The 13,732-nt window shown below is 33.5% G+C and carries 15 protein-coding genes and 1 pseudogene; 9 read left to right on the top strand and 7 right to left on the bottom strand.

Annotated features, from left to right (window positions below):
- The first annotated feature begins 335 nt into the window (after positions 1 to 335).
- A complete protein-coding gene (locus tag M998_RS00075) occupies positions 336 to 674 on the top strand; it encodes a hypothetical protein (protein ID WP_068444545.1) in 339 nt (112 codons plus the stop codon).
- A gap of 408 nt (positions 675 to 1,082) precedes the next feature.
- Positions 1,083 to 2,234: a pyridoxal phosphate-dependent aminotransferase gene (locus M998_RS00070; RefSeq protein ID WP_068444547.1), complete on the top strand. Its 1,152-nt coding sequence runs from the start codon at positions 1,083 to 1,085 to the stop codon at positions 2,232 to 2,234.
- A 106-nt stretch (positions 2,235 to 2,340) separates the two neighbouring features.
- Here the strand turns inward: M998_RS00070 and M998_RS00065 are convergent, their stop codons facing one another.
- On the bottom strand, positions 2,341 to 2,685 hold the full coding sequence (locus M998_RS00065) for a DMT family protein (RefSeq protein WP_068444550.1): 345 nt from the start codon (positions 2,683 to 2,685) through the stop codon (positions 2,341 to 2,343).
- Between the two features lie 162 nt (positions 2,686 to 2,847).
- On the opposite strand from M998_RS00065, the gene M998_RS00060 reads away from it, so the two are divergent.
- A complete protein-coding gene (locus tag M998_RS00060) occupies positions 2,848 to 3,339 on the top strand; it encodes an acetyltransferase (protein WP_068444552.1) in 492 nt (163 codons plus the stop codon).
- Positions 3,340 to 3,506: 167 nt separating this feature from the next.
- Here the strand turns inward: M998_RS00060 and M998_RS00055 are convergent, their stop codons facing one another.
- Positions 3,507 to 3,905, bottom strand: coding sequence for a hypothetical protein (locus M998_RS00055; protein WP_068444554.1), 399 nt, complete (start codon positions 3,903 to 3,905; stop codon positions 3,507 to 3,509).
- A gap of 102 nt (positions 3,906 to 4,007) precedes the next feature.
- A complete protein-coding gene (locus M998_RS00050) occupies positions 4,008 to 4,346 on the bottom strand; it encodes a GlpM family protein (protein ID WP_068907071.1) in 339 nt (112 codons plus the stop codon).
- Between the two features lie 378 nt (positions 4,347 to 4,724).
- On the opposite strand from M998_RS00050, the gene M998_RS00045 reads away from it, so the two are divergent.
- Entirely contained in the window at positions 4,725 to 6,383 is a 1,659-nt protein-coding gene (locus M998_RS00045; RefSeq protein WP_068444559.1) for a methyl-accepting chemotaxis protein, read from the top strand.
- 165 nt (positions 6,384 to 6,548) lie between these two features.
- Here M998_RS00045 and M998_RS00040 read toward each other — a convergent pair whose 3' ends face one another.
- Entirely contained in the window at positions 6,549 to 6,938 is a 390-nt protein-coding gene (locus M998_RS00040; RefSeq protein ID WP_068444562.1) for a nuclear transport factor 2 family protein, read from the bottom strand.
- Between the two features lie 516 nt (positions 6,939 to 7,454).
- Here M998_RS00040 and nqrE point away from each other — a divergent pair.
- On the top strand, positions 7,455 to 8,054 hold the full coding sequence (gene nqrE, locus M998_RS00035) for an NADH:ubiquinone reductase (Na(+)-transporting) subunit E (RefSeq protein ID WP_111750939.1): 600 nt from the start codon (positions 7,455 to 7,457) through the stop codon (positions 8,052 to 8,054).
- A gap of 134 nt (positions 8,055 to 8,188) precedes the next feature.
- On the opposite strand, the gene M998_RS00030 is transcribed toward nqrE, so the two are convergent.
- Positions 8,189 to 8,503 (bottom strand): BON domain-containing protein, encoded by a 315-nt coding sequence (locus M998_RS00030; RefSeq protein WP_068444564.1) that lies wholly within the window; start codon positions 8,501 to 8,503, stop codon positions 8,189 to 8,191.
- Positions 8,504 to 8,755: 252 nt separating this feature from the next.
- Between M998_RS00030 and M998_RS00025 the strand changes: the two genes are divergently transcribed.
- Positions 8,756 to 9,187 (top strand): NUDIX hydrolase, encoded by a 432-nt coding sequence (locus M998_RS00025; RefSeq protein ID WP_068907070.1) that lies wholly within the window; start codon positions 8,756 to 8,758, stop codon positions 9,185 to 9,187.
- 46 nt (positions 9,188 to 9,233) lie between these two features.
- The gene (locus tag M998_RS00020; protein WP_068907069.1) at positions 9,234 to 10,109 is read left to right on the top strand and encodes a leucine-rich repeat domain-containing protein; all 876 of its coding nucleotides are present in this window, start codon (positions 9,234 to 9,236) and stop codon (positions 10,107 to 10,109) included.
- A gap of 338 nt (positions 10,110 to 10,447) precedes the next feature.
- On the opposite strand, the gene M998_RS00015 is transcribed toward M998_RS00020, so the two are convergent.
- Together M998_RS00015 and M998_RS19145 are read right to left on the bottom strand one after the other, a co-directional pair.
- Positions 10,448 to 11,419, bottom strand: a complete 972-nt coding sequence (locus M998_RS00015) for a fimbrial protein (RefSeq protein WP_068907068.1) — start codon at positions 11,417 to 11,419, stop codon at positions 10,448 to 10,450.
- A gap of 821 nt (positions 11,420 to 12,240) precedes the next feature.
- A pseudogene (locus tag M998_RS19145) lies at positions 12,241 to 12,408 on the bottom strand (NADP-dependent isocitrate dehydrogenase); the annotation flags it as partial.
- 472 nt (positions 12,409 to 12,880) lie between these two features.
- On the opposite strand from M998_RS19145, the gene M998_RS00010 reads away from it, so the two are divergent.
- Positions 12,881 to 13,162, top strand: coding sequence for a DinI-like family protein (locus tag M998_RS00010; RefSeq protein ID WP_068907067.1), 282 nt, complete (start codon positions 12,881 to 12,883; stop codon positions 13,160 to 13,162).
- Between the two features lie 87 nt (positions 13,163 to 13,249).
- Entirely contained in the window at positions 13,250 to 13,630 is a 381-nt protein-coding gene (locus M998_RS00005; RefSeq protein ID WP_068907066.1) for a DUF805 domain-containing protein, read from the top strand.
- The last annotated feature ends 102 nt before the right edge of the window (positions 13,631 to 13,732 follow it).

The raw sequence follows: 13,732 nt of genomic DNA, 5'->3' as shown, positions 1-13,732 counted from the left end.
CGGATGCGATAGAGCGACTGCTTAATTTATGTGATGACTATAATAAAGATGTCGCAGTAGCATCGATCGCATCACTGAGCAAACTTGCAAAATTTTTCTCGGAAAGCAAATAGCTAAAAAGACATAAACCGTATATTCTTACTAAGCCAAAATACTTATTCAATAAATAAAATTACTTACGTTTAATAAATTTAACAAACTATTTTCATTGTGAACAAATAATGAATTAATAATGGACCAAATATGGTTTATTGATAATTTAACGTAAATCAAATTGAATAAAATAAATTAACTGCCACAATGATAATCAATAGATATTTAAAAGGAGAATTAATATGAACATATTAAAACCATTGATTATTACAGCAAGCCTATTTGCAGTTAGTTTTTCTACTCTAGCCTATCATGGTGATGGAAACGGTTCATGGCACAGAGGTGCAAACCAAAATAGCAACCAATATAGTGATAGGCCTTGTGATAATAACCGCCACGCTAATTATTCAGGTAACCACCGTGGCATGATGCAATATTCAACATCAATTCAAACGACACAACCTGAAGAAGCATTGAAAAAAATTGCTACCGATGCACCTAAAGGTGAAAATGGCAAACAATATAGAGTACGAGTTGCCGTCACTGAAATAGAACCAAATACTCCAATACAAAATCAATAATTACTAATTACTAATTAATAATGGGCAGTGAAAACTGCCCTTTTCGTTACTCACGTAAATTCCCATATTGTAGTTCAAGTCAAACTCTGCAAGTACGTAAATTTATTTTATCATTTTTCTTTATATCTACTTTTCACTTTCTACCATTAAATAGATAGCATACTCAGCCTTATCAATAATTAATCCGTATGTGGAAATGCCGTTAAAAATTGAATTAACTTAAATATTAAACGACATCTTAATTTTTATTTTTTGTTATAATTCAATTAATTACAAATAACCCCATAAAAAACCCACAATTAAAAATAAAAATAACTGCATAAAAAGTCACTTTTAATAGATAATTATTTACAAATTTATAATTTTGAGTAATCTATCGTTTTAAAATAATAATTTCAGGGAACTATTATGGATCGTCGTTCATTTTTAAAATCGAGCTCACTCATTGCCGGTGGATTAGCGTTAAATTCAGTCGTAAACCAAGCCGTTGCACAAAGTGAATCATCTCTCACCCTTGATGCGAAACATCCTTTGCTGCTCAATTTTAATGAGAACTCGCTAGGAATGTCACCTAAAGCCAAAGAAGCCGTCATTGCCGCTTTACCTGGTTCATTTCGCTACCCCGACGATGCACGTTCAGAGTTAATCAGCAACTTAGGAATATGGCATAAGTTATCAGATAAACATGTAACTATTGGGAATGGTTCATCTGAAACGATCCAAGCCTCAGTGGCTATGCTGGCAAGTAAAGCAAAAAAAGAAAATTTAAAAATACAATTAGTCACGCCAGATCCTACTTTCAATTATGCTGAATTATATTCATCAGCACTTGATATCGAAATAATTAAAGTTCCATTAAAAGCAGACCTCAGTTTTGATTTAGAAAAGATGGAACAACTTGCCAATAACTTCGGTGGGTTATCTATTATTTATCTCTGTAATCCTAATAACCCAACCGCAATGATTACGCCACATAGCCAACTTGATAAGTGGATGAGTAAATCGTCTGATAAACAATTTTTTATTGTGGATGAAGCCTATGCTGAATTCGTTGAGGATCCTAGTTTTGTCAGTGCAATCGAACTCGTAAAGAAAGGACAAAAGAATCTTATTGTTACACGAACTTTCTCTAAGATATTTGCTTTAGCCGGATTGCGTGTTGGTTATGGCATTGCATCTCCAGAGGTTATTGCATCCGTCGATGAATTTAATTCTATTGATAACACCAATACTGCCGGTGCCTTTGCTGCTATTGCGTCCCTAAACGATAAATCATTTATTGCATATAGTCTTAAATCAAATAGCTTATCGCGAAAAATTGTAGAGAATGCATTAAATGAACTCGGCCTTGAGTATGCGCCTTCACAAGCTAACTTTGTATTCCATAAAGTTAAAGGTGATATGAAAACTTATAAAGACCGTATGGCTGAAGCGCATATTATGGTGGGAAGAGAATTTCCACCTGTAGTTGGCTGGAACCGGTTAACCCTTGGAACCCCAAAAGAAATGGAACAGTTTGTTATTGTTTTAAAGCAATTTCGAGAAAAAGGCTGGGTCTAGCTCGCCGCAAATTCCCCTATTTCGATGGGGGAATTTATCATGTTCAATATTTGTGCGTTGCATATTTTATTTACTTAATGAAAAAACACCTTCATATAAAAATCAGTTAAAATGGGCCTTTAAAAATAAAAAATGCCCCTGAAAAAATTAAAGTAAACCCAATAATGTGGTTAATAGTAAAACTTTCGCCTAAATAAAGTACTGAAAAAATTGCAAATACACATAATGTAATTACTTCCTGCATCGTTTTTAATTCAGCTGCGCTATAATATTGATGTCCCAAACGGTTTGCGGGTACGGCAAAACAATACTCGACTAATGCGATCAACCAACTAAAAAAGATTACGCTATACAGAGGTTTAGTCGTGAACTTTAAATGTCCATACCAAGCGAACATCATAAAGATATTAGAAACAATCAATAATAAAACAGGATAGAGTTTAATTAACATTTGAATTTATTAGATAAGTAATTATTCCTGCTATTATGCGATTAATTATACAAGATTACAATATATCTCAGGGATACTAAAAATTTATTTCAAATAAATTCAAATAGTTATAAGTTATTGGTAACACTTAATTTCACGTTGAAAATTAGCCTAGGAGAAAGCATGACGATTACTTATGAATTGATGACAATGACTGACTGCACTGCTGTCGCTCAACTATTACAAAAAAGTGCTCAATCAAAAAATGGCGGTTTACTCGGTGAATTCCCATTACCTAAAGTTGAAGCAATGTTTGCTGATTCCTTATCAACGATAATCGCTCGCTCTGAAACTCGTATTATTGGTGTCGTATTTAGTTTCAACATACAAGCTAAATCCCTGCCACCTATAGCACATTTAATCGTAAAAGATTACCCATCTATAATGGAAAATAGCTGGTTTTACGGCCCTGTTTGTATCGATGAAAATTTTCGGGGAAAAAGTATTCTTGCACATCTCTACAATAAAATTTGCACCCAAAATAAAGGAAAGCCCGTTGCTTTTATTAATACCGATAATCTGAGATCAATGAATGCGCATAGTAGGCTTGGCATGAAGCAAGTTGCAAAATTTGTCTATGATGGAACTGAATATTTTTTAGTTCAAGCTAAGTAAATTTCACTATTTAACGCTTAAAAACAAGTTTGCATTTTATATTACATTAATTACACTAAGTTCAATTAATGTATTTTTGAGTACACTTTATGACTGACTTTATTACTGAAAATCAAAAGGTTAATTAACTTGTATGGGATTTTATTAAAAACCCATACATCATCAAACTAAGAACGATGACAATAACGATCCCAAACAGACTCAAATTGTTCAGCAGGAATTAAATCATCCGTATTTTCAACAAAAGGAATAGAAATCATCGTCTTTCCTACTCTATTTTTATGTAATCTAATGATAAATCGTTTATAACCGTGCGGAAGCTCATTTTCAAATCCAAAGACTTCCCCACAGTAATACCCCGTTTCTTCCCCATCACTACTTTTTGTCAAAACATAGTATTTTATATTTTTGTAACTGGCCGCTGAAGGGTAAGCAAGAAAATCCTCAACAGAGCTTTTAACCCTGCTATCGGTATCGAGTTCAGGGTCTGAAGATATTTCAGTCATAATACCTGCAATATAGGCACACCCTGCGACAAGCAACAAAACAAGCGATCTTAGTAGCATTTTTTCACAAAATAACTTAACGGAATATTGCTCTCATTATAGTTAATATGTAACAAAATGCGACAAGAAAAATTTAATCTATCATTTAGTGAGAGCATGCCGTTACTGTATTAGTTGCCATAGGTAAACCAAAATAGCTGCCGTTATTATCCAAATAATTGTTGCTATACTTAAACACATCCAAGCCGATAATTTAGTCGCAAATAAATACACTGTTAGTAAATACATAGCATAAGGAATGAGAGACCATAAGCCAAACAATGCAGTTTTTCTTAATGCGACTGCCCCCTGCTCTTGAACCACGATAACATGAGCAATTAATGCAAAAGTTGGAAATAAAGGAATCAGCCCAGCAATATAATACACCTTGCTACGTGATAGTAAGGCAATAGCAAGTACAGCTAAAGCACCAATAAGACATTTTATCAGTAATGAAAACATAGGATGCTCTGGTCGGTGAATTACGTTTATATTACTATTATCGATAAATACCAAAAAGTTAAAAGTCTTATCAAGACCAATAATCGACTTCAGTCTACATTTTCGATTAATACTGCACTGTTTCATTAAATGAAAACCCGTTAAACGAGTAAAAATGCTTATTTAATTCATTTTTATGACATAAGTCATATTATTGAATATAAAGTATCCAGTATTGATGCCGATATCTTTGATTAGTCCCTACGCCTGACTCTTTCGCGTGACTGCATATAACATTTTGACCCACCAATTTACTTATGGTTAAGCGCATTATGTTTACAAGTCTTTAATTTGTAGTGTTTAAAACATACTACTCGCTGGTGTGAAAGGAAATAATCAATGATGTCTGATAATCAAAAAAAAACCAAATCTCAATCAATTACGTTTACATTTTCTAATCTCAAAACAACAACACTTGTCTGGTTTATTTCTGGGCTACTCATCGTGCTCTTACTCTCGTCATGCTGGTTCTTTTTCAGTTACCTAAAACAGTATCAATCAACATTAGCGCAACTAGACACTATTTATAATGAACAATCTGAATTAAATGAAACGTGGCAATCACTGTTACAAGCACGTAATACGTTGAATCGCGCAAGTTCTCGGCACTTGCTTGTACTCAATAAAATGCAAACTGCAAATACAGATATTGATAGTTTAATTCAGTTTTATCATAAGAAAATGGTAACAACCAATGAACATTGGCAAACTTTTTCTACCGTTTCACAATATAAAAATACCGATACATTCCTTGACCTTGAGAAGTCTTATAAAGAACTCTATGCCGCTCTCAATGAACTATCAGTATTTTTAACCCAAGGTAAAACCTATGATTTTTTGAATCAACCAACCCAATCCTTTCAAGATTCATTTGAGAAAAATTATAATTATTACCACCAACAATTAAATGATCACTATCATCAAATTGCAGTAGCCAGTGAACAGCTCTACCGACAAAGTATTATCGGTATATTTATCGTTATCGCAGTTATTACTCTAGTAACCCTATTTATTCGTTTTATCTTACAGTATTTCTTTGTTCGCCCATTAAATCAGGTTATCGATGGCATAGAAAAAGTCAGCCAAGGCATTTTGTATCATAGCTTTGATAATAAAGGTTTAACTGAAATTAAATTACTCAAACAGCATGTTTCTAATATGCAAAGTAAACTAATTGACATAGTGAAAAATATATCAGCAAATACCCACCATATAAAAATTGAGCTTAATGACATCACTCAAATGAACCAAGATCTTTCTATTCGAGCCGATCAGCAAGCAGCTGCTATTGTTGAAACAGCGGCGAGTGTAGAAGAACTTGATTCTTCTTTTAAACTTAATACAGCTCATACACACCAGTCATGCCAATTAATGTCAGCAACCAGCGTAACCATTGATAAAAGTAATGAACTTATCTCTGATGTTGTCGAAAACATGGATGATATTGTTGATTTTTCTAAAGAAATAAGCAAAATTACCTCAACGATTGATAATATCGCCTTTCAAACGAATTTATTGGCATTGAATGCCGCTGTTGAAGCCGCTCGAGTGGGTGAACACGGGAAAGGATTTGCTGTTGTCGCTAACGAAGTACGTGAATTATCAATAAGTTGTACTCAAGCATCAAAAGAAATTAAATTACTAATTAATAACTCTAATGATAAAATTAATCACTGTTTTCAGCTCGCAGCTGATGCTAATGATAATATCGTTTCTATTGCGCAAGATACATCTAATATAAATGAAATGATCCAAAGCATTGCTCTCGCATCAAGCGAGCAAACTCATGGTGTAGGCCAAATTCATTTAGCCATCAATGAACTCGATAACACAACACAAGCTAATGCATCAATGACTAGAGAGCTTCAGACATCATTACGCGCTCTCGAATCACAATCCAATTTATTAGAGCAAATTATTTCTATTTTTCATACAGAAAAAAAGCAACATGAACACCCTAAGGAATCCCAAAAAATTAAAACAAAAGCATTAGCTTAAAACGAGACTTGGTAAGTGGAATTTTTTATCTTGTAAGAGATTCCACTTTTTTATCAATTTTATTTATCAATACAAAAATCCGCTTCTTTTTATTTCATTGTACAGATAGCTAATTTACAAACAAATTAGCTATTTTCAGTTTATTAACTCTGAAGGATAAAATAGCTATGTGCGGGATCCTAAATCATCATCCGATACATCACCAGAAATCATGCGAGTAAGTTCTTCGCAACGTAAAATTTTTCCATTCTCTAATTGAAAATTAGCAAAAACTTCAAATTCACTTTTTGAGCCATTTTTCTTTACAGCTTGTGCTATATGTTGAGTATGGACACAGCCATCCCCCTCAGCAATTGATTTTATCGTTATAGAAATACTTTTTGTTGCGTCTTTCAATACTTCCAAGTGAGTAACAAACTCATTAAAATCGATTTTTTTACCATTAACGACTTGTACATAATCCTCAGAAAAATATTTCTTCACAACATCTAAAGAACCTATTTCAGTTCCAAGTACTTCAGTTAATGCTTGATGTATAAATTGTTTATTATTCATAGTGCCCTCACTACAATAAGGTTATCGTCTATTTTTCATATACAGTCGGTAACCATTTTTTTCAACCCACCAAGCCGAAAATTATTATTTTGTAATGATTTATGGATTTTATTTGCATATATATCCTAAATTAAACCAAATAATAATCGCATAAATAAATACAGTTTAAAATTAAAACCATCATGTTCATAAGTTTCAAAATGATTATTTGGTCATTAGATGCTATTTTTATAGCATAAGGCTTAATTTTACATATTTTATTTTTTTATATAAAAAATCGCTTTATTAAACTATCTATCTTGCTAATTTTTATCATTTTATACATAATACAAAGATAATAATTATCATTTACAAATAAGTTTATCTACCGAAATTTCACCTTTTTAGAGTCAAAAGATTTTGGATACGGTTAAAATTTATTTTTTTATATTAAAAATATTCAAATTAAAAAAATAAAAAAATTTAACCAATTGATTTAAAAAAAATAAATGACAATAATTACGAAAAGGAGGGTTTGTGATTGAAAATCACTTAAATATATTTGTTAGAGCCGCTTTTATCGAGAACATGGCCTTAAGTTTCTTTCTTGGAATGTGTACTTTTCTTGCTGTCTCTAAAGAAGTTAAAACTTCATTTAAATTAGGTTTAACGGTTGTTGCTTTACTTACAATAGCAACACCAATCAATAACTTGATCTATAACTATGCTCTTCGAGATGGAGCTATAGCTGAAGGTATTGACCTATCTTTTTTATCTTTTGTCACCTTTATCGCTGTTCTAGCTGCTTTAGTACAAATTTTAGAAATGTTTCTCGATAAATTTATTCCGTCACTTTACCACTCTCTAGGTGTATTTTTGCCTTTATTAACCATTCACTGTGCTATTTTTGGTGCAACTATCTTCATGGTAGAAAGGAATTACACATTTTCTGAGTCTGTTGTGTATGGTGCTGGTTGTGGCATAGGTTGGATGCTAGCAATTATTGCGCTCGCAGGTTTACGTGAGAAGATGAAATATTCTGATATACCGAAAGGGTTAAGAGGACTCGGGATCACATTTATTACAGTAGGTTTAATGTCCCTTGGCTTTATGTCATTTTCGGGAATTTCACTCTAATTTAACATTGAGATGACTATTTTATTTAAAATGATATCGACGTTGTTTGTTAAAAACAATTAAAATGCATAAATACCTATTGATGCCAAATAGATATTTATGCATACAGTTTATTTTTATGAAAATAACCTCAATTAGCGGATTTTCATTGAATTGATCACCGATTGAACGCCCTTAACCTGCCTAGCAGCTTCAATTGCCTTATTGGCGTCGGAGTTAGAGGCCACAAACCCACTTAATTGAACGCGACCTTTAAATGTTTCAACACTAATTTGAGTCGATTTAAGATCTTTTTCTGCTAATAACGCAGACTTAACTTTGGTTGTAATCACCGTATCATCAATATAACCACCGGTTCCTTCTGTTTTTGCCGTTGGCGCACAAGCAGAAAGTGTTAATGCCATAAAAGCGGCGATAAATAGTGCATTCATTGACTTGATCATATTCATTTTTTCTCCTAATGACTTCAATTCACCATTAAACTTGATAATAAAAAATCAGAAGTCTCTATTTTAGTATTCATGCTAATAACTAAAAATTCAACTTAGTCTAGAAAATTTTGCCATTGTGATCTTATTTTCAAGAAAAATCATCGTAATATTTGCTGGTTTTAATTATTATAACTATCTCATTTTATGAATAAATTATGACGATTAATGTTAGTATTAACCATCAATCGAGTGCCCAAGGATTTATATTTTATGACTATGTTTCGTGCTTACGTCGCGGTTTATTTGATACTTCGTCGTAATAATGAGGTTTTATTGCTCCAACGCAAGAATACAGGCTTCGATGATGGTAAATGGTCACTACCCGCGGATCACGTTGAAGAGAATGAATCGGCAATGACGGCGATGATACGGGAAGCTAACGAGGAGATAGGCATCACATTATTACCCTCTGATTTATCCCTCGTTTACACGCTACACCGCAAATCAGGTGAGCGTGTTTATATCGATTTTTGGTTTGAGGCTGATAGTAGTAACCATTTACCGCTGAATAAAGAGCCACATAAGTGCCAACAACTCAGTTGGAGCCTGATCACAAATTTACCTGAACTCACCCAAAATTTCGTTAAGCAAGTACTCACCGAATACCCTTTAAAAAACTATGGCAGCATTGGTATTGAGTGATTTCCTGAGAAATTAAAATATTCATCAAATGATTAAAGGATCTATAATGTTACATCAACACTCAACGTTACCTAATGAGCTAAATTTGGATTCTGGAAACCACCACCAAATTGACTCATTTATTAAAACACCATCTCAATACAGAGTAATAAGTGCCTATAATAATCAATTAAGCTCGTTCCCACGTCAATTATTGCAGTGTATAAACCTAAGTGTTCTTAACTTATCATGTAATCAGTTAACCTGCATTCCTGACTCTATCAGCGACCTTATACAGCTAGAAATGCTCGACCTTGGACATAATAAAATACCTATCATTCCTAATAACCTTGGTTTACTTAATAAGTTAAAGTTTCTTTATTTAAGTGATAATGGGATCTCTGAGCTTTCTGAGTCTTTATCCTTATTAGTAAATTTGCGTTACCTTAATATGACAGATAATAAAATCACAAGGCTTCCCCATTGGCTAAGTAGCTTAAAAAACATTAACGAATTACGTCTTTATAATAATAAAATTAGCGATATATCTGGAAATATCACTCAAATCTCGAGTGTCCGTGAAATTTATTTAATGAATAACCTTATTAAAGAAATACCGGACGATCTTGATAATTTAAACAAGTTGGAAATTTTAGAGCTGAGTAATAATAAAATTCAGCGAATGTCACCAAATATATCAAAGCTAAAAAATGTTACTGCAATAAATTTAAGATTCAACGAATTAACAGCACTGCCTGATTCCATTGGGGAAATGTGTTCTATCCAGTATTTAGACTTACGTGCAAACCATCTTCATTCGTTGCCTGATAGCCTCATAAATTCACCTAATTTGAAAAAGCTTGATCTGCGATGGAATAAGTTTAGCAAGAGGCCTAGCATAATTGAAAAATTACAGTCTAATGGCTGTGATGTTTTAATTTAATTAATATTCGGCTCCCAGTGATTTTATACCCTAGCTGTTTTTCTAATGCTATTACTCTTTTTTCTAAGCTACCACCAATCTTTACCTTAGATATTCGGGTAATTCGTGCTTTTCTGATATTACGGCTCATAACTACCTCTCTTAAATAAAAATCCACCAGCAACGTCATTACAGTAATTAAACATATTGATAGGTGGCTATATACGAAAAAGGCCGCGCAATGCGCAGCCTTTGATTCAATTGGTATAATGATTAGACCTGATAATAGAGTTAAATCTTATTTAAATTATTTTATCATCTTCTATTTTCATCAACAATATCTGAGAAATATGTTTCTATTACTTATATGAAAATAAAATATTTACTGTATTGCTAAACGGGCCTTGTTTGATGGACTCATTACTTTTTTTAGATAATTCAGCTGAATACAAATAATTACCGGGTTTTTGCTGAGAAATAACACCTTTATAATACACTTGATCAAACCGAATTTCTTGCCCTAAACTTCTATCCGTAATGGCCATTTGCAAGCCATTATCAAAAACTAAATATTTATTATTAACTACGCCGTTATTACTTTGAAATTTAACGCTAACTTCTAAGGCGGCCTCGCAAGTTGAAACAGGCGTTAATGTTAAATTAAAATTTTCTTTTACTGTTTTATTATTTTCAAATTGATCAGTCGTCAGCTCTTTAAAATCGACCACCTTATCACTCATCATAACAATGGGTGTAGGGCAATAATTAATTAATTTACCTACAAGACGGATAGTGTAGTTATCACCAATACGATTTCCCACGCCATCCGTGTGATAGCCGAGATTAAAATTACCCGTATCAAATGATTTTAACGGTCCCTCTCCGCGTTTTATAGTAAATGTATGCCAAAATGCTACCGAATAATTACCAGCATTCCAGTATGCGACCTTCAATTTTGGCGTATTCTGTGCTGTAATTTCTACCACATTAGCATAAGATTCCTGATAAACTCTAACGCCACTTGAGGTGAGATAATCCTTCGTCGACTTTGGTGTTTGGCTGTTAAACCAGATAGTTCTATCCGCTTGAGATCCTGAAAAATTACAATTCCACGATATAACTGAGTTGCCAGAACCTAATGTTGTTCCTGCCGGGATATCCCCTGGGATCATATTCAAGTCAATTGATAACAACGGTAAAGGAAACCATCCGGAGCCTAAAGGTGTACACGTAACACCTGCATAAGAAAGTGCGCTGCAAGTCAGTAATAACGAACTAAACACCCCTTGTTTTAATTTACTTCTTGTTTTTTTGCTCACTAGGGATTTCATTTAATTATTCCTCTGGGGCTAACACTGATAATTTTATAGGTCACATTTATATTCAGGTAACTTACATGCTCGCCATCGAAACTATTCTGGTGTAAGTGTTAGAAGTTCACTTCACGCCCACTTACAACAATACATTCTTATCAAATTTGTTTTCATATTTTAGTAAGTTTGTAGCTATCGACTACGCTTTACATACCATTTTAGCTGCTTTAAATAAATATGCGTTATTGGCTACGAATATTACTCAGGCGATGAGTAAATTGATACTCATATACTATTAATTTACTCAATAGTATGTAACTAAATATATTAACTGATATATATAGGCTTAATCGCTTATAACCCCTAATACACAACATCAAAATCATCTGTTCGGAATAACTGAATATATGAACTATCTTGAAATTCCGGTGAGTTCACAACGAGTAAGGGTTACAAATACTCTTCCAATTGAGTTAATGGTGGAATGGGTTTACATCCAGTAAACCAACCCAAATGTCACCAAAAGCAATAAAGAGATGCTTAGTGCATTTTGCGTAAATGATAAAATGTAGGTAAATCCATAGGTAATCCCTTAGGAATCAATTCCTTTGGATACCACATCTATTTTTTAGATAAAAACTCGCAACTGCAAGATTTGCTGTCCATAGCAATGAGTTATGATGGCTCGTGTAAAGGTTGGGTAAAAGTAGTTATTTAATAGCAAAAAATTGGGTAGGTTTTAATAATTCGTTTTGATAACTTTTTGATAGTCATTTCAAATGTGATAATAAAAAACGGGAACAATTAAGCTCCCGTTATTAATCATACCACGTAATAAATTACATGTGTTTAATCATTGCGTCGCCGAATTCGTTACATTTCAGTAGCTTAGCGCCTTCTAGTTGACGCTCGAAATCGTAAGTTACAGTTTTAGCCGCGATTGCGCCTTCCATACCTTTAACGATTAAGTCAGCTGCTTCAACCCAACCCATATGACGTAACACCACAATAAGATAAACAAACTAACATGCTGATAATTAACAATATACATCAAGTAAAGCGGCCTATAGCACTAGTTATTATCGATTTATAAACCCCTTAAAGATCAATGTATAACAAATAGTTTTGCAGAAAGGTTTTTACAATGGGCTATAGTAGATACGCAAATTATTAAGTTCGCAAAAGGCTCTCTTCTGTAGAATTTTTTATTGCTCAAATTAGTGCTCTAATATGGGTGTCGGGGGTCGTAGGTTCAAATCCTATCATGCAGACCAATTTTTCTATTTCTAAAAATAGTGTGGCGTAAAGCTGGTATAACTCCGGTGTAGAACCACGACTTAAATTAACCGCTCCGATAGCTCAAAACACTCCAATAATTTTATAATACTTCTTGATCTTTGATTACGATTTACTGTATATAATAACAGTTATATTTCACTGTATATAAAACCAGTTATCTTAATCTAGGAAGGAGTATTTATGGTTACTATCAAGGTTCGGTTTGCGGGAAGCATGAAAGGAAAATTACCAATGGGAACTTTCGACGCATTGAGAAATGAGATCACGAAAAAATTAAGCCCAAAATATCCTGACTTAAATATTGATATTAATTGGGGGCCTAATGCTGATGTGTCTATTAGTGGGCTTGGTAAGAATGAAAAGAAAACCTATATCGAGGAAACGCTAGAAGAAATTTGGAATGACGGGGAATGGATGCCAGAAATGAAAGAAACTGAAGAAGTGGAGTATTTTGACAAGTAATAGTCCTAATTGCACAGCTTAGTTGTTTACATATAATTACCCACTACATATACTCCTTTACTCTGAAATTTTAGTTAAGGATTGACGATGAATTGGTATTTGGAAGTTATTAAAAATAATTACGCTAACTTTGATGGTAGAGCTAGACGTAAAGAGTATTGGATGTTTAGTCTAATAAATATCGTAATCATTATCGCCCTATCGCTTGTAATGGGGGGCTCTATAAACGACGATACTGGAGGGATGGGTGGCTTAGGGATTACCGCTCTAGTTCTTATGTTGATTTACTGTGTGGCTGTTTTCATCCCTAGCCTTGCAGTAACTATCAGACGTTTACATGACATAGATAAATCGGGTTGGTGGTATTTAATCTCATTCATACCTTTTGGTGGTCTTATAATTTTTGTGTTTACATGCCTTGATGGAACTCCGGGCAATAATCGCTTTGGTTCAAGCCCTAAAGAATAAAAACATGGACGCGCCAACTACTTGAGCTGGCGCGTCCATTTTATTGATCTTCTACCTGTGCGGTAGCTTCCTGCTCTGTCCTTTCTGCTTCCTCAGCAATAC

It is taken from the genome of Providencia heimbachae ATCC 35613, assembly GCF_001655055.1.
GTDB lineage: Bacteria > Pseudomonadota > Gammaproteobacteria > Enterobacterales > Enterobacteriaceae > Providencia > Providencia heimbachae.
The sequence above is the reverse complement of the archived record's forward strand: the minus strand, read 5'-3'. Positions and strand labels throughout refer to the sequence as shown.

What these genes read in the sequence shown, in the direction of transcription:
- M998_RS00040 (WP_068444562.1), bottom strand. Translation starts at nt 6,938, where the DNA reads ATGAATAATAAACAATTTATACATCAAGCATTAACTGAAGTACTTGGA.
- M998_RS00010 (WP_068907067.1), top strand. Translation starts at nt 12,881, where the DNA reads ATGGTTACTATCAAGGTTCGGTTTGCGGGAAGCATGAAAGGAAAATTA.
- M998_RS00055 (WP_068444554.1), bottom strand. Translation starts at nt 3,905, where the DNA reads ATGCTACTAAGATCGCTTGTTTTGTTGCTTGTCGCAGGGTGTGCCTAT.
- M998_RS00045 (WP_068444559.1), top strand. Translation starts at nt 4,725, where the DNA reads ATGATGTCTGATAATCAAAAAAAAACCAAATCTCAATCAATTACGTTT.
- M998_RS00060 (WP_068444552.1), top strand. Translation starts at nt 2,848, where the DNA reads ATGACGATTACTTATGAATTGATGACAATGACTGACTGCACTGCTGTC.
- M998_RS00070 (WP_068444547.1), top strand. Translation starts at nt 1,083, where the DNA reads ATGGATCGTCGTTCATTTTTAAAATCGAGCTCACTCATTGCCGGTGGA.
- M998_RS00025 (WP_068907070.1), top strand. Translation starts at nt 8,756, where the DNA reads ATGACTATGTTTCGTGCTTACGTCGCGGTTTATTTGATACTTCGTCGT.
- M998_RS00020 (WP_068907069.1), top strand. Translation starts at nt 9,234, where the DNA reads ATGTTACATCAACACTCAACGTTACCTAATGAGCTAAATTTGGATTCT.
- M998_RS00030 (WP_068444564.1), bottom strand. Translation starts at nt 8,503, where the DNA reads ATGAATATGATCAAGTCAATGAATGCACTATTTATCGCCGCTTTTATG.
- M998_RS00065 (WP_068444550.1), bottom strand. Translation starts at nt 2,685, where the DNA reads ATGTTAATTAAACTCTATCCTGTTTTATTATTGATTGTTTCTAATATC.
- M998_RS00005 (WP_068907066.1), top strand. Translation starts at nt 13,250, where the DNA reads ATGAATTGGTATTTGGAAGTTATTAAAAATAATTACGCTAACTTTGAT.
- M998_RS00075 (WP_068444545.1), top strand. Translation starts at nt 336, where the DNA reads ATGAACATATTAAAACCATTGATTATTACAGCAAGCCTATTTGCAGTT.
- M998_RS00050 (WP_068907071.1), bottom strand. Translation starts at nt 4,346, where the DNA reads ATGTTTTCATTACTGATAAAATGTCTTATTGGTGCTTTAGCTGTACTT.
- M998_RS00015 (WP_068907068.1), bottom strand. Translation starts at nt 11,419, where the DNA reads ATGAAATCCCTAGTGAGCAAAAAAACAAGAAGTAAATTAAAACAAGGG.